The sequence below is a fragment of the Paraburkholderia sp. SECH4 genome (assembly GCF_030511745.1).
Classification (GTDB): Bacteria; Pseudomonadota; Gammaproteobacteria; order Burkholderiales; family Burkholderiaceae; genus Paraburkholderia; species Paraburkholderia madseniana.
Map to the genome: position 1 here is coordinate 248813 of NZ_JALOCP010000006.1, position 14982 is coordinate 263794.

At 61.5% G+C, this 14982-nt stretch carries 14 protein-coding genes and 1 riboswitch; of the genes, 13 read left to right on the top strand and 1 reads right to left on the bottom strand.

Going from position 1 to position 14982, the window contains the following annotated elements:
- Window positions 1–23 precede the first annotated feature (23 nt).
- Window positions 24–998, bottom strand: a complete 975-nt coding sequence (locus M0D67_RS11885) for a LysR family transcriptional regulator (protein ID WP_171927613.1) — start codon at window positions 996–998, stop codon at window positions 24–26.
- Between the two features lie 224 nt (window positions 999–1222).
- Here M0D67_RS11885 and M0D67_RS11890 point away from each other — a divergent pair, with 224 nt between their 5' ends.
- The 13 genes from M0D67_RS11890 to M0D67_RS11950 all read left to right on the top strand — a co-directional run bounded on the left by M0D67_RS11890 (window position 1223) and on the right by M0D67_RS11950 (window position 14915).
- A complete protein-coding gene (locus M0D67_RS11890) occupies window positions 1223–2020 on the top strand; it encodes a glycosyltransferase family A protein (RefSeq protein ID WP_171927612.1) in 798 nt (265 codons plus the stop codon).
- Between the two features lie 154 nt (window positions 2021–2174).
- A riboswitch (S-adenosyl-L-homocysteine riboswitch) is annotated at window positions 2175–2309 on the top strand.
- A 33-nt stretch (window positions 2310–2342) separates the two neighbouring features.
- Complete coding sequence (gene ahcY / locus M0D67_RS11895; RefSeq protein ID WP_154559824.1) at window positions 2343–3758, top strand: adenosylhomocysteinase; 1416 nt, start codon at window positions 2343–2345, stop codon at window positions 3756–3758.
- 152 nt (window positions 3759–3910) lie between these two features.
- Entirely contained in the window at window positions 3911–4264 is a 354-nt protein-coding gene (locus M0D67_RS11900) for a phage holin family protein (protein ID WP_028198543.1), read from the top strand.
- An 11-nt stretch (window positions 4265–4275) separates the two neighbouring features.
- Window positions 4276–5106, top strand: coding sequence for a methylenetetrahydrofolate reductase [NAD(P)H] (gene metF, locus M0D67_RS11905; RefSeq protein ID WP_171927611.1), 831 nt, complete (start codon window positions 4276–4278; stop codon window positions 5104–5106).
- A gap of 310 nt (window positions 5107–5416) precedes the next feature.
- Entirely contained in the window at window positions 5417–7060 is a 1644-nt protein-coding gene (locus M0D67_RS11910) for an ABC transporter substrate-binding protein (protein WP_171927610.1), read from the top strand.
- A gap of 202 nt (window positions 7061–7262) precedes the next feature.
- Complete coding sequence (locus tag M0D67_RS11915) at window positions 7263–8891, top strand: ABC transporter substrate-binding protein (RefSeq protein WP_171927609.1); 1629 nt, start codon at window positions 7263–7265, stop codon at window positions 8889–8891.
- A 132-nt stretch (window positions 8892–9023) separates the two neighbouring features.
- Window positions 9024–10034, top strand: a complete 1011-nt coding sequence (locus M0D67_RS11920) for an ABC transporter permease subunit (protein WP_154559820.1) — start codon at window positions 9024–9026, stop codon at window positions 10032–10034.
- Between the two features lie 7 nt (window positions 10035–10041).
- On the top strand, window positions 10042–10959 hold the full coding sequence (locus M0D67_RS11925) for an ABC transporter permease subunit (protein WP_171927608.1): 918 nt from the start codon (window positions 10042–10044) through the stop codon (window positions 10957–10959).
- A gap of 1 nt (window position 10960) precedes the next feature.
- Window positions 10961–11965 (top strand): ABC transporter ATP-binding protein, encoded by a 1005-nt coding sequence (locus M0D67_RS11930; RefSeq protein WP_266238864.1) that lies wholly within the window; start codon window positions 10961–10963, stop codon window positions 11963–11965.
- Window positions 11962–12981: a peptide ABC transporter ATP-binding protein gene (locus M0D67_RS11935; protein WP_154559817.1), complete on the top strand. Its 1020-nt coding sequence runs from the start codon at window positions 11962–11964 to the stop codon at window positions 12979–12981. The genes M0D67_RS11930 and M0D67_RS11935 overlap by 4 nt, the downstream gene beginning before the upstream one ends.
- Window positions 12974–14125 carry a TraB/GumN family protein gene (locus M0D67_RS11940; RefSeq protein WP_171927606.1) on the top strand — a complete coding sequence of 384 codons (1152 nt, stop codon included), beginning with the start codon at window positions 12974–12976 and terminating at the stop codon, window positions 14123–14125. Before M0D67_RS11935 ends, M0D67_RS11940 begins: the two co-directional genes overlap by 8 nt.
- 202 nt (window positions 14126–14327) lie before the next feature.
- Window positions 14328–14606, top strand: coding sequence for a BrnT family toxin (locus M0D67_RS11945; protein WP_171927605.1), 279 nt, complete (start codon window positions 14328–14330; stop codon window positions 14604–14606).
- A 51-nt stretch (window positions 14607–14657) separates the two neighbouring features.
- Complete coding sequence (locus M0D67_RS11950; RefSeq protein WP_097390646.1) at window positions 14658–14915, top strand: BrnA antitoxin family protein; 258 nt, start codon at window positions 14658–14660, stop codon at window positions 14913–14915.
- Window positions 14916–14982: the final 67 nt, after the last annotated feature.

The following is a 14982-nucleotide window of genomic DNA, read 5'->3' on the forward strand; positions in this document are numbered from 1 at the left end:
CGGTTCGCGCCGGGGGCATGTTGTCATTCGGCTGGCCGCGTATGCGGCGGTGTCTTAGCGGGCGCCGTGATGCCGGTCATACCGATGCCCGGCCCCACCATGAAATCGTCGCCGGCCTGGCCTGGCAGCGTCTCGCGCGCTACCTCCAGCCATGCGCGCGCCGCGTGTGACAGATAGCCGTTGCGGCGCCAGCCAATCGCCACTTCCCATGGAATCTCCGGTTCCACTACGGGGCGGCAGGTGAACTGCGCCGCGTCGAGCCGTCGGCAATACGGCGCAGGCAACAGCGCGATACCGACCCCGGCCAGCACTAACGCCGCCATGAAATCCCAGTGCCCGCTGCGCCCGACGATGGTCGGCGCAAAGCCGGCGGTCCGGCACGCGTTCAGCACGACGTCGTTGAGCGCGAGGCTCTCGCCATAGAACACGAACTGCTCGTTGGCGAGCTCGGCGAGCGGAACTTCGTGCAGATCGTCCCAGCGCGAGCCGGTGCGCGCGACCAGCCACAGCAATTGCCGGGTCATCGGCAACACCTCGATGTTCTCCGGGTCGACCGGTTGTAACACGCCACCTAACTCCAGTTCGCCGTGGATCAGCGCGGTCTCGATCGCGCGTGAACCCTGCTCGAACAGCTTCAGCTCAATTTTCGGATAGCGCTGGCGGAAGGCGGCGATGGCCGGCGTGAACAGCGAGCCGCCCATTGGCGGAATGCCGATGGTCAACTCGCCGCGGCCGAGCGTATCGAGGTCATTCAACTCGGCCTGCAACTGCGCGTGCGCGGCCAGCACGTCCTGACCGCGCTGATAGACGATCCGGCCGGCGTCGGTCAGCACCATTTGGCGCCCATCGCGTAGCAGCAACGGCGAGCCGATTTCGTCCTCCAGCGACTTGACCATCTTGCTGATGGTCGGCTGCGTGACGAACATCTGCTCGGCGGCGACGGTGAAGCTCTGTTGACGGACCACTTCGACGAAATACCGCAGCGCTCGTAGTTCCACGATCTCAGGCTCCAGAATTCCAATTTGGAATGATCCGAGCGATTGTAAGTCATCGTATTTATGTTGCGGGGTAAGCTGATGGCGACGCTTCGTGTCGGCGCCGTTTGCGCGCAGTGCGTTGGCCGGTGCGGTCGCGCACGTCGCTTTTCCAGGATGGACCTGACGGGAAGCGGGCTACCATCGACGGTTCTCTATCGTTCGGCCCGCAGCGCCTGTTTCAATCCATGAAGCCCATCTCGATCATCATTCCCTGCTACAACGGCGCGGCGACGCTCGCCCGTGCGCTCAAAAGTTGCCTGATTCAGCCGGAAGCCGCGCAGATTGTCGTGGTGGACGACGGCTCGACAGATGCGTCCACCGACCTGGTCGCACACTACGGGCGACTCGACCCACGCGTGTGCTTGCTGCAGATGCCGTACAACGGCGGCCCGGCTCGGGCGCGCAACTGGGGCGCGATGCATGCAGCTTACGGTCTGCTCGCCTTCCTCGACGCCGACGACGAATACCTGCCCGGCGCGCTAGCCGCCGCGAGCGCGTTTCTCACGCAGAACCCGAACGAAGTGTCCGTGCGGCTCGACGTCGACTACACGGATTTTCCGGCCGAGCTCACCAACCATCCCGACTTCGGCAAGCACGCCGCAACGCTCAGCAACACGGTGCCGAGCAGCCTGATCATCCGCCGCGCAGCGTATGCCGCGCTCGGCGGCTTTCCGATGGACAACGCGTTTCGTCGCATCGGTGGCGAAGATGGCGCGTTTTCGTGGGCCTTGCGTGACATTTTCGGCAACCGGCGCCTGGATGACGCGAAACGCGTGCGCATGCACTATCACGCGGGCATTCACGCCGAACGCTATTTCCGCATCGTTCTTGGTTTGCAGACACCGGATCCTGCCGACGTGGCCGACGCGTTCCGCTTTTCGAGGCAGTTTCTCGAATCCGCGCGCGCGGGCATCGAGCAGTTGCGCACGGCAAGCGTCGCTGCCGGGGCGGCCGCCTCTGCTCCCCCGAATCACGCTGCGTAGATTCCAAACACCGACGTGGCTCGAGCGCAGGGCCGAGGCGCGCTGCGCCCGGCCAGCACCGCCTGCCGCCAAACACCCTGGAGTCACAAAAAGCTCCAACTCCGCCAGTCCAGCCTCACCCCGAAGCCATCTCGATTTGCTACAATCGCCGTTCGTCTTCGAGGAGCGTTGCGACGGGTACCGCGAATCAGCATATTCGCCGGCCGCCCGCCAGGCTCGGAGGCTTCAATCGGAGGGCCAGGATGCGCATTGCGCTCCCATCCACCGCATCGAACCGCGCTCACGTCAAATTTCTAGTCAATTCTTTAGAAAGGAGGGCGTGATGAACGCCGCAGTTCTCGATTCAAAGCAAGATTTTCTCGTCGCCGATATGTCGCTTGCAGCCTGGGGCCGCAAGGAACTGAATATCGCTGAAACCGAAATGCCCGGCCTCATGCAGACGCGCGAGGAATACAAGAGCTCGCAGCCGCTGAAGGGTGCGCGCGTCGCGGGTTCGCTGCACATGACGATTCAAACCGGCGTGCTGATCGAAACCTTGACGGCACTCGGCGCGGACGTGCGCTGGGCATCGTGCAATATCTTCTCGACGCAGGATCATGCAGCCGCCGCGATTGCGCAAGGCGGCGTGCCGGTGTTCGCATTCAAGGGCGAATCGCTCGACGAATACTGGGAATTCTCGCACCGCATTTTCGAATGGCCGAATGGCGAATTCGCCAACATGATCCTCGACGACGGCGGCGACGCCACGTTGCTGCTGATCCTCGGCTCGAAGGCTGAGAAAGACCGTTCGGTGATCTCGAAGCCGGAAAACGAAGAAGAAGTCGCGCTGTACAAGTCGATCGCCAAGCATCTCGACGCCGATCCGGTGTGGTACTCCACGCGTCTCGCGCACATCCAGGGCGTGACCGAAGAAACCACGACCGGCGTGCACCGTCTGTACCAGATGGAAAAGGAAGGGCGCCTGCCGTTCCCGGCCATCAACGTGAACGATTCGGTCACGAAGTCGAAATTCGACAACCTGTATGGCTGCCGCGAATCGCTGGTCGACGGTATCAAGCGCGCAACCGACGTGATGATCGCGGGCAAGATCGCGGTCGTGGCGGGTTACGGCGACGTGGGCAAGGGCTGCGCGCAATCGCTGCGCGGTCTGGGCGCGACGGTGTGGGTCACGGAAATCGATCCGATCTGCGCGTTGCAGGCAGCGATGGAAGGCTATCGCGTCGTGACGATGGAATACGCGGCGGACAAGGCCGACATCTTCGTGACGGCGACCGGCAACTTCCACGTGATCGGCCACGATCATATGGCTGCCATGCGCAACAACGCGATTGTCTGCAACATCGGTCACTTCGACTCGGAAATCGACGTTGCATCGACGCGCAAGTACCAGTGGGAAAACATCAAGCCGCAAGTCGACCACATCATTTTCCCGGACGGCAAGCGCGTCATCCTGCTGGCTGAAGGGCGTCTGGTGAATCTGGGTTGCGCAACGGGCCATCCGTCGTTCGTGATGTCGGCATCGTTCACGAATCAGACGATCGCGCAGATCGAGTTGTTCGTGCACGGCGACAAGTACGAAAACAAGGTCTATGTGTTGCCGAAGCACCTTGATGAAAAGGTCGCGCGTCTGCATCTGGGGCGTATCGGTGCGGAACTGACGGTGCTGTCGGACTATCAGGCGAGCTATATCAGCGTCGACAAGAACGGTCCGTTCAAGCCGAACCACTACCGCTACTAAGCAACCGCTTCCAAGTAGCATCAAGCGCGCGGGCGGTTTTAAAGCATGACAGTTAGACGACAAGGCGGCGCGTAAAGCGCCGCTTTGTTCACCATGCCCGCCTCGTCCCGCGCTTTTTCCCGTTATCGGACAGCCTGCCAAAGGAGCTCTACATGACCGTGCTGCTGACCTGGCTGATCAACGCGCTTGCGCTCCTGATCATCACCTACCTCGTACCGTCGATTCATATCCGGAGTTTCGGCACCGCCCTGATCGTCGCGGTGGTGCTCGGATTGATCAATACGATCCTGCGTCCGGTGCTGATCCTGTTGACGCTGCCCGTCACGATCGTCACGCTTGGACTCTTCATTCTGGTGGTCAATGCGCTGTGCTTCTGGCTGTGCGCGTCGCTGCTGAAGGGATTTGAAGTGTCGGGTTTCTGGTCGGCGTTCTTCGGCTCGATTCTGTACAGCATCGTTTCGTGGCTGCTGTCCGCGCTTATTTTCGGCAACCGCAGTATCGGTTGATCTACTGAATCATGAACCCGATCGAACTTTCATTCGAATTCTTCCCGCCGAAAACGCAGGAAGGCGTCGACAAGCTGCGCGCCACCCGCGCGCAACTCGCCGCGCTCAAGCCCAAGTTCGTGTCCGTCACGTTCGGCGCCGGCGGCTCGACGCAACAGGGCACGCTCGACACCGTCGTCGAGATGGCGAAGGAGGGGCTCGAAGCGGCGCCCCACGTCTCGTGCATCGGCTCCTCGAAAGAGAGCCTGCGCGCGATCCTCAACGAGTACCGCGCGCATGGCATCCGCCATATCGTCGCGCTGCGCGGCGATCTGCCGTCCGGCATGGGCGCAGTGGGTGAGCTGCGTTACGCGTCGGAACTGGTGAGCTTTATCCGCGCCGAATTCGGCGACTGGTTCTGGATCGAGGTGGCCGGCTATCCGGAGTACCACCCGCAGTCGCGCTCGCCGCGTCACGATCTGGAAAACTTCGCCCACAAGGTGAAGGCCGGCGCCAATTCGGCGATCACGCAGTACTTCTTCAACGCCGACGCGTACTTCCGTTTCGTCGACGACGCGAGGAAGCTCGGCGTGGACGTGCCTATCGTGCCGGGCATCATGCCGATCACGAACTTCTCGCAATTGATGCGTTTCTCGGAGATGTGCGGTGCGGAAGTGCCGCGTTGGATCGCGCGCCGTCTGGAAAGCTTCGGCGACGACCGCGAGTCGATTCGCGCGTTTGGGCTGGACGTGGTGACGGACCTGTGCGGGCGTCTCATCGAGGCGAAGGTGCCGGGCCTGCACTTCTACACGCTCAATGGCGCTGCGGCGACCAAGGCGATCTGCGAACGGCTGGGCGCTTAACGCTTCGGATCCGTCGTACATGGCCGCGCGGCTTACTTGCCGCGCGGTTTTTTTATGGTTGAAATCTGACGCTGCCGCGCCTCGCGTCTGAAATGTGCCCGCGCATTCTGTGCCTTACGTTGCGCCGGCGTGCAATGCAGCGCCAACGGCGCGGGCAATCCGAACTCCGCGTCAGGCATCGCATACTGCTGCGATGCAACAAACATGCCCATTTGGGCATTTCTTGCGAAGCGTAAGCCCTCATTGAACCCGATTTTTGAGCTGTCTATGATCAAAGCGCAGCTGACGTGGCTGCAGTGCGGAGAACATGATGACAGTATCCCGATTGCTGTTTGCAGTTCGCCATACCTGCCTTCCAGCCTTGAGCATGTGCGCGGCCCTGGCTGCCGGCCTTTCGCCCGTCGCTGTTCAGGCGGCCGCCTTGCCCGACAAAACCCTCGTGTTCTGCTCCGAGGGCAGTCCAGCGGGCTTCGACACCGCCCAGTTCACCACCAGCGTGGAATTCACCGCCGGCTCGTACACGGTCTATAACCGGCTGATCGAGTTCGCGCACGGCAGTACCGATATCGAGCCTGGCCTTGCCGAGAAATGGGACGTGTCGCAGGACGGCCTGACCTACACTTTCCATCTGCGGCACGGCGTGAAGTTCCAGACCACCTCGTTCTTCAAGCCCACTCGCGAATTCAACGCTGACGACGTCGTCTTTACTTATCAGCGGATGCTCGATCCGGAACAGCCGTTCCGCAAAGCCTACGCAGTGCCGTTTCCGTATTTCACCGACCTTGGCCTCGCGAAGAACATCACCAAGGTCGAGAAGCTCGATCCGTATACGGTGCGTTTCACGCTGAAGGAAGTCGATGCGCCGTTTTTGCAGCAGATCGCGATGCCGTTTGCGTCGATTTTGTCGGCTGAATACGCCGATCAGTTACTGAAAGCAGGTAAAGCGTCCGATATCAATCTATATCCGGTCGGTACCGGTCCATTCATTTTCCGCAGCTATACGAAGGACGATTCAATTCGGTTTGACGGCAATCCCGATTACTGGAAACCGGGCGTCGTCAAAGTCAGCAAGCTGATATTCGCGATTACCGTCGACCCGGCCGTGCGGTTGCAAAAATTGAAGCGCGGCGAGTGCCAGGTGATGTCGTATCCGCGTCCCGGTGATATTCCAGCGGTTAAAGCCGATGCATCGCTCGCCATTCCGAGTCAGGTCGGTTTCAATCTCGGCTATATCGCGTACAACAACACCAAGAAGCCGCTCGACAATCTGATGGTGCGCCGCGCGCTCGATATGTCGATCAACAAGAAAGCGATTATCGAATCGGTGTATCAGGGCGCCGGCCAGGCGGCGACCAATCCGATGCCGCCGACGCAATGGGGCTACGACAAGAATCTGAAGGACGCCCCGTACGACGTCGACAAAGCGAAAGCGCTCCTCAAGGAGGCGGGCTACCCCGACGGCTTCGATCTGACGCTGTGGGCCATGCCGGTTCAGCGGCCTTACAACCCGAACGCGCGTCTGATGGCGGAAATGCTGCAGGCGGATTGGGCGAAGATCGGCGTCAAGGTGAAGATCGCTACTTACGAATGGGGTGAATATATTCGCCGCGGTCATTCGGGCGAGCATGAGGCAATGCTGATCGGCTGGACCGGCGACTATGGCGACCCGGATAACTGGTTGGGCGTATTGCTCGGCTGCGACGCAGTGAACGGCAGTAATTTTTCCAAATGGTGCTACAAGCCTTACGACGATCTGATCCGGAAGGGTCGCAGCACGACCGATCTTGCCGAGCGCACCAAAGCTTATACGGAAGCCCAGGAAATCTTCAAAGACCAGGTGCCGTTCACGCCAATCGCCCATTCCACGGTGTATCAGCCCATCAGCAAGAACGTCACGGGCTTCAAGATCGACCCGTTCGGCCCGACGCAATTCATGAACGTCGGCCTGAAATAAGAGCAGGCGGGCGGTTTTCCGGCCGAGCCCGCCTCGCCTCGCAACAGCCGTACGCTCCAGCCAGCGCCGGCGTACGGCCGCCCACATGCCCTAACTGTTTCCGATCGTCAACAGGGGTATTTTCCTCCGCTTGTTGCCGTGAGCCAAGCTCAAGTAAGATCGCGCTACGCCGGCGGGAGCCGGCCCCGAACCTGGAGGAAACATGAAGCAAAACAACCTGTTGCGCGCCGCGCGTGTTACGACGCTCGTCGCTGCTGCAGCGGCATCGATGCTGGGCGCTACGAGCGCGCATGCCGAGATTCCGAACAAAACACTCGTTTACTGCTCAGAAGGCAGCCCTGCGGGTTTCGATCCGGCCCAGTACACCACGGGTGTCGACTTCACGGCCAACACGTTCACCGTTTATAACCGCCTCGTCGAGTTCGAACGCGGCGGCACGAAAGTCGAGCCTGGCCTGGCAGAAAAGTGGGATGTCTCGGCGGACGGCAAAACCTACACGTTCCATCTGCGCCACGGCGTGAAGTTCCAGACCACGTCGTTCTTCAAGCCGACGCGCGAATTCAACGCGGACGACGTCGTGTTCACGTTCCAGCGCATGCTGGACACGAACCAGCCGTTCCGTAAGGCGTACCCGGTCCAGTTCCCGTACTTCACGGACATGGGCCTCGACAAGCTGATCACCAGCGTCGAAAAGGTCGACCCGTACACGGTCAAATTCACGCTGAAGGAAGTCAACGCGCCGTTCATCCAGAATCTGGCAATGGAATACGCGTCGATCCTCTCGGGTGAATACGCGGACCAGTTGCTGAAGGCCGGCAAGGCGGCCGACATCAACCAGAACCCGGTCGGCACGGGCCCGTTCATTTTCCGCAGCTATACGAAGGACGCGACGATCCGCTTCGACGGCAATCCGGATTACTGGAAGCCGAACGAGGTGAAGATCTCGAAGCTGATCTTCTCGATCACGCCGGACGCCGGCGTGCGCGTGCAGAAGATCAAGCGCGACGAATGCCAGGTGATGAGCTATCCGCGTCCGGCCGACATCGCGCCGCTGAAGGCTGAAGCGAACATCGCGATGCCGTCGCAGCCGGGCTTCAACCTCGGCTACCTCGCATACAACGTGTCGCACAAGCCGGTCGACAAGCTCGAAGTGCGTCAGGCGCTCGACATGGCGATCAACAAGAAGGCGATCATCGAGTCGGTGTATCAAGGCGCAGGCCAGGCCGCGACGAACCCGATGCCGCCGACCCAATGGTCGTACGACAAGAACCTGAAGAGCGCCGCGTACGATACGGACAAGGCCAAGGCACTGCTGGCGAAGGCCGGTTATCCGAACGGCTTCGACATCACGCTGTGGGCGATGCCGGTCCAACGCGCGTACAACCCGAACGCCCGTCTGATGGCGGAAATGATCCAGGCCGACTGGGCCAAGATCGGCGTGAAGGCGAAGATCGTCACGTATGAATGGGGCGAGTACATCAAACGCGCGCACGCAGGTGAAGACGACACGATGCTGATCGGCTGGACCGGCGACAACGGCGATCCGGACAACTGGCTCGGCACGCTGCTCGGCTGCGAAGCGGTGAACGGCAACAACTTCTCGAAGTGGTGCTACAAGCCGTTCGAGGATCTGGTCCAGAAGGGTCGCGAGTCGTCCGATCAGGGCGCGCGCACGACGGCGTACACGCAGGCGCAGCAGATTTTCGCGCAGCAACTGCCGTTCTCGCCGATCGCTCACTCGACCGTGTACCAGCCTGTCAGCAAGAAGGTGGTCGACATGCGTATCGAGCCGCTCGGTTATGCGCGCTTCGACGGCGTCAGCGTCAAGTAACAGTTATACAGTCAAGCTTACGCAGTAGCTTTTCGCACGGTTAGAAAACTGGTCGAAATGGTCCGGCGGCCGGGGTCACAAGCCCTCGTCGCCGGTTGCGTTTTTTCTTCATCAAGACCATAGGGACGAACCATGTTCCGCTTTGTTTTGCGCCGCATCGGCATGGTGATACCGACGTTCATCGGCATCACGATCCTCGCGTTTGCGCTGATTCACCTGATACCGGGCGACCCCATCGAAGTGATGATGGGCGAGCGCGGCGTCGATCCCGCCATGCATGCCGCCGCGATGCATCGCCTCGGGCTCGACGAGTCCTTGCCGATTCAATACGTTCACTACATCGGTCGCGCCATGCACGGCGACCTCGGCACCTCGATCATCACCAATACCAGCGTGATGGGCGAATTCCTCGCACGTTTCCCCGCTACCGTCGAACTGTCGATCTGCGCGATGCTGTTCGCGTTGATCGTCGGCTTGCCCTCGGGCGTGTTCGCGGCGCTCAGGCGCGGCACGGTGGTCGATCACGGCGTGATGGGCACGGCGCTCACCGGCTACTCGATGCCGATCTTCTGGTGGGGCTTGATCCTCATCATGTTTTTTTCCGTCGACCTTGGCTGGACGCCGGTGTCGGGCCGCATCGCGGTGGAATACGACATTCCGCACGTGACTGGCTTCATGCTGATCGACGCGTTGATGTCCACCGACGAAGGCGCGTTCAAATCCGCGGTCAGTCATCTGATTTTGCCGGCCATTGTGCTCGGCACGATTCCGCTGGCGGTCGTCGCGCGGATGACACGTTCGTCGATGCTCGAAGTGCTGCGCGAAGACTACATTCGTACTGCGCGTGCGAAGGGTTTGTCGCCTGGTCGCGTGATCGTCGTGCATGCATTGCGTAATGCGCTGATTCCGGTCGTGACCGTGATCGGCCTGCAGGTCGGCACCTTGCTCGCAGGCGCCGTGCTGACGGAGACGCTGTTTTCGTGGCCGGGTATCGGCAAGTGGCTGATCGACGCGATCGGCCGGCGCGACTATCCGGTGGTGCAGGGCGGTATCCTGATGATCGCTACGCTGGTGATCGTTGTGAACCTCGTCGTCGATCTGTTGTACGGCGTGCTGAATCCGCGCATTCGCCATACGAGGTAACCTGACCATGGCAGACATTCAAAATACAGTCCCCACAGCGGTGACGCCGCCCAGCGGCCGCGCCATCGCCGCCCGCGAATTCTGGGCGAATTTCTCGCGTAACCGTGGTGCGGTCACCGCCGGCGTCATCGTGCTGGTGTTGATCTTCATCGCAATCTTCGCACCCTTGATCGCGCCGCATAGCCCGATCGAGCAGTATCGCGACTCCGTGAAAATCCCGCCCGCCTGGCTCGACGGCGGTAACTGGAAGTTCGTTCTCGGCACCGACGAAGCAGGCCGCGACATCCTCTCGCGTCTGATGTACGGCGCGCGGCTGTCGTTCTGGATCGGCTTTGTCTCGGTGGTGCTCGCGCTGATTCCGGGCATCGTGCTCGGCTTGATCGCGGCGTTCTTCGAGAAATGGGCCGATACGCCGATCATGCGCATCATGGACGTGCTGCTCGCATTGCCCTCGCTGCTGCTGGCAGTCGCGGTGGTCGCGATCATCGGTCCGGGTCTCGTCAACACGATGCTGGCCATCGCGATCGTCGCGTTGCCGGGGTATGTGCGTTTGACGCGTGCGTCGGCACAAGGCGAATTGCAGAAGGAATATGTGACGGCTTCGCGGGTTGCAGGCGCGGGCACGCTGCGTTTGATGTTCTCGCAAGTGCTGCCGAACTGCACCGCACCGTTGATCGTGCAGGCTACGCTGGGCTTTTCGTCGGCGATTCTCGATGCCGCCGCGCTCGGCTTCCTCGGTCTCGGCGTGCAACCGCCGTCGGCGGAGTGGGGCGCGATGCTGGCCTCGGCGCGTGACTATATCGACAGCGCCTGGTGGATCGTCACGATGCCGGGTCTTTCCATCCTGATCTCGGTGCTCGCGATCAATCTGCTCGGCGACGGGCTGCGCGACGCACTCGATCCCAAACTGAAACGGATGGCTTGACATGACCAATTTATTGACCATCCGCAACCTCGCGGTGGATTTCAACGGCCTGCCCGCTGTGGATCGGATCAACCTCGATGTCGCGCAGGGCGAAGTGGTCGGCGTAGTCGGCGAATCGGGCTCGGGCAAGAGCGTGACGATGATGGCGCTGATGGGCCTAATCGACGCGCCGGGCAAAGTCACCGCCGACGAAATCACCTTCAACGGCAAGAATCTGCTGAAGGCGTCGGCGAAGGAACGCCGCAAGATCATCGGCAAAGACATCGCGATGGTGTTCCAGGACGCGCTCACCAGTCTGAATCCGAGCTACACGGTCGGCTATCAGATCAAGGAAGTGCTGAAGCTGCACGAAGGCCTGCGCGGTAGCGCGTTGGACAAACGCGCGCTGGAGTTGCTCGACCAGGTCGGCATTCCTGACGCTAAGAGCCGCATCACGTCGTTCCCGCATCAGATGTCGGGCGGCATGAACCAGCGCGTGATGATCGCGATGGCGATTGCCTGCAATCCGAAACTGCTGATCGCCGACGAACCGACCACCGCGCTCGACGTGACGATCCAGGCGCAGATCATGGAACTGCTGATCAAGCTGCAGAAGGAACGCGGCATGGCGCTCGTGCTGATCTCGCACGATCTGGCGGTGGTGTCCGAGGTCGCGCAGCGTGTCGCGGTCATGTACGCTGGCGAAGTGATCGAAACGAACCGCGTGCCGGACATCTTCGCCGCGCCGCATCATCCGTACACGGAAGCGTTGCTGGCGGCGATTCCCGAACACAATGTCGGCGCGGTGCGGCTCGCCGCACTGCCGGGCATGGTGCCGGGGCGTGATGATCGTCCGAAAGGGTGTCTGTTCGCACCGCGCTGCAAGTATGTGGTCGACGACTGCATGAAGGCGCGACCGGCATTGACACCGATGCAAGGTCACGCCGAAGTGGCGCGCGTGCGCTGCATCAAACCCCTGAACCTGAGCGGCGACGCCAACATTCACACCCATGGAGGCGCACGATGAACGCAGTACTCGAACCGCGGCGCCAGTCGGACCATGCGGGCGATCACGTCCTGGTTGCCGACAAGCTTGCACGTTACTACACGGTGAAGCGCAGCATGTTCAGCCAGGGCACGGTCAAGGCTTTGAACGGCGTGTCGTTTGCGCTCGACCGCGGCAAGACCCTGGCGGTGGTGGGCGAATCCGGTTGCGGAAAATCCACCCTTGCACGTCAACTGACCATGATCGAAAAGCCCAGCGCGGGCCGTCTGTTGATCGACGGTGAAGACGTGGCGGGCGCCGATCACGCGAAGATCGCGGCGCTGCGGCGGCGCGTGCAGATGGTGTTTCAGAATCCGTTTGCCTCCCTGAATCCGCGCAAGACAGTCGAGCAGACGCTCAGCGAGCCGCTCGCGATCAACACGCAACTGAGCACGACCGAACGCGCCGAACGGATCGCGCAGATGATGCGTACGGTCGGCCTGCGTCCGGAGCATGCCAAGCGTTATCCGCATATGTTCTCAGGCGGTCAGCGGCAACGCGTGGCCATCGCGCGCGCTATGATCCTCGATCCGCAGATCGTGGTCGCCGATGAGCCGGTGTCCGCGCTCGACGTGTCGATCCAGGCGCAGATTCTCAATCTGTTCATGGACCTGCAGGAGCAGTTCAAGACCAGCTACGTGTTCATCTCGCACAATCTGTCGGTGGTGGAGCATATCGCCGACGATGTGATGGTCATGTATTTCGGTGGCGTGGCGGAGCTTGGCGACAAGAAGCGGATTTTCTCGAATCCGCGTCATCCGTACACGCGTGCGCTGATGTCGGCCACGCCTTCGATCTTCGAAGCGGATCGCACCATCAAGATCAAGCTGCAAGGTGAAATGCCGTCGCCGCTGAATCCGCCATCGGGCTGCACGTTCCATCAGCGCTGCCCGTACGCGATCGACCGTTGCCGCAGCGAAGAACCGAAGTTGCGTGAAGTGGATGGCCGTCAGGTGTCGTGTCACCGCGCCGAGGAGGTGGGGGACATGGATGCCTGATGCAGTGGCGGCGCGTCGTCTTGCGCGCCGCTCGCGCGATGGTGGCCGCCACGCTGCTTTCGCGCGGCGCTGGGGAGCGTTTGCACTGACCGGTGCCACGCTCCTCGGCGTATGTTCTGCTTTTCACCTGAGCGCAGGGCCGATCGGCCTCGCGCATGCCGCTGGGGCGGCTGCCAATACGCCCGCCCAGGCAGGACGGCCGGCGATGCCGGTGCCAAGTCTGCCGGCGCCGCCACGCGCCACCTTGCCGGGCTTCAATCCTCCGCCCGCTACGCCCGGCACCACGGCGAGCGGTCCGGTGCGCGCGCAGCCGGCGCGCATGCCGTTCTATGTCGCGACACGCGGCACCACGACCATCTACGTGCTCGGCACGTTGCATGTCGGCGACCCAGCCGACTATCCGCCCGGGCAACCGTTCCGCGCGCCGATCCTCGGCGCCCTGGCGGCCTCGCCGACGCTGGCGCTCGAACTCTCACCCGACGAACTGCTGGTCTCGCAAGACGATGTGTCGAAGTACGGCGTATGCCGTCGCGACTGTCTGCCGGGTCTGCTGCCCGAACCTTTATGGCGCAAGCTGGCCTTGCGCCTGCGCGGCAATCCCGCGGCGCAGGATGAAATCAAGAAGATGCGGCCGTGGCTCGCGTCTCTCGTCGTCGAAACCTACGATTCGTTGAGTGCAGGCTTGCAGACCGAGTACGGCACGGAAGCGCAATTGCAGAACGTCTATATCAGGACGCGCGGCAAGATCGTCGGTCTCGAGACCTTGCCGCAGCAAATGCGTGCGTTCACCGGACTCACGCTTGCGCAGCAACGCGAAATGCTCGCGCAGGACCTGGTGCAGACGCCCGCGGAAAACGTCGACGATGTGAAGACGTTGCACCGGCTGTGGCGAGTGGGCGATGCCGATGCGATTGCGGCGTGGCAGGCCGCGAAGTCCGAAAAGCTGGCGCGCGACAAGCGGATCTCCGATTCGATCGACAACCGGATCGTGTACGAACGCAACCGGCGCTTCGTATCGCGGATGCTGCTGATCGCCGGGCCGAACAAGCCGGTGTTCGTGGCGATCGGCGCGTTGCATCTGGGTGGCCGCAAGGGCGTGCTGCAGCTTTTGCGGCAGCACGGGTTCGTGGTGGATGCGGGGTGAGAGTCGTCCCAGCCTTACGCTGCGAAATCTGCAGCGTGGCTGATCACAGTCCTAACCGGGGTAGGCCGTTCGGCCAGATCAGGAACCGGTAATTTCACAGCCAGTCCGACGCTGACGTGTGTCGCAAACTGCTCGCGGCTCATGCGGACATAGCTACGCGTGCGTGCTATGATGTATGTACAGACGTCAATACAGGTGCTGTGTGCGGTTTGAATGGGACGAACTCAAGAATCAAATCAACATTCGTAAGCATGGCATCGATTTCCGAGATGCGGTCGACGTGCTCGATCATCCCGTGCTGACGGCGATAGACCAGCGGGAAGACTACGGTGAGGATCGCTGGATCGCGCTAGGCTGGATGGCCGCCATCGTAGGCGTGGTGGTGTACGTCGAACGCAGTGCGGATGTGATCCGTATCATTTCGGCGCGCAAGGCGACGAAGCACGAGGTCAAACGCTACAAGTACAGCGTCTGGAATTGACTGGCACGGTGGGTAGCGTGGGAATGGCTGAAAAGGAGCAGAGGCGAAATTATGGGTAAAACATCGGGAACCGACTGGAAGCGACTTGCAAAAGCAGGCGACGCGCAAATCGACACGAGCGACGTGCCCGAATTGGGCGACGACTTTTTTGACCGTGCCGAGTTGCACGTTCCGCCGAAACAGGCTGTGACCATGCGCCTGGACGCGGATGTACTGAGCTGGTTCAAAGAACAGGGGGCGGGCTATCAAACGCGCATCAACAAGTTGTTGCGCGCCTACATGCTGGCGCAGCAGCGTCGCCGTCCTTAAGGCGCGGCGCCGCGGCGTTCTGTCTGCGTACGAAGGTGCGTACGAAAGGATTGAGAAGGCGCTGCGC

Excerpts from the sequence above, each read along its gene's own strand:
- M0D67_RS11890 (WP_171927612.1), top strand. The coding sequence starts at position 1,223 with ATGAAGCCCATCTCGATCATCATTCCCTGCTACAACGGCGCGGCGACG.
- ahcY (WP_154559824.1), top strand. The coding sequence starts at position 2,343 with ATGAACGCCGCAGTTCTCGATTCAAAGCAAGATTTTCTCGTCGCCGAT.
- M0D67_RS11900 (WP_028198543.1), top strand. The coding sequence starts at position 3,911 with ATGACCGTGCTGCTGACCTGGCTGATCAACGCGCTTGCGCTCCTGATC.
- metF (WP_171927611.1), top strand. The coding sequence starts at position 4,276 with ATGAACCCGATCGAACTTTCATTCGAATTCTTCCCGCCGAAAACGCAG.
- M0D67_RS11910 (WP_171927610.1), top strand. The coding sequence starts at position 5,417 with ATGACAGTATCCCGATTGCTGTTTGCAGTTCGCCATACCTGCCTTCCA.
- M0D67_RS11915 (WP_171927609.1), top strand. The coding sequence starts at position 7,263 with ATGAAGCAAAACAACCTGTTGCGCGCCGCGCGTGTTACGACGCTCGTC.
- M0D67_RS11920 (WP_154559820.1), top strand. The coding sequence starts at position 9,024 with ATGTTCCGCTTTGTTTTGCGCCGCATCGGCATGGTGATACCGACGTTC.
- M0D67_RS11925 (WP_171927608.1), top strand. The coding sequence starts at position 10,042 with ATGGCAGACATTCAAAATACAGTCCCCACAGCGGTGACGCCGCCCAGC.
- M0D67_RS11930 (WP_266238864.1), top strand. The coding sequence starts at position 10,961 with ATGACCAATTTATTGACCATCCGCAACCTCGCGGTGGATTTCAACGGC.
- M0D67_RS11935 (WP_154559817.1), top strand. The coding sequence starts at position 11,962 with ATGAACGCAGTACTCGAACCGCGGCGCCAGTCGGACCATGCGGGCGAT.
- M0D67_RS11940 (WP_171927606.1), top strand. The coding sequence starts at position 12,974 with ATGCCTGATGCAGTGGCGGCGCGTCGTCTTGCGCGCCGCTCGCGCGAT.
- M0D67_RS11950 (WP_097390646.1), top strand. The coding sequence starts at position 14,658 with ATGGGTAAAACATCGGGAACCGACTGGAAGCGACTTGCAAAAGCAGGC.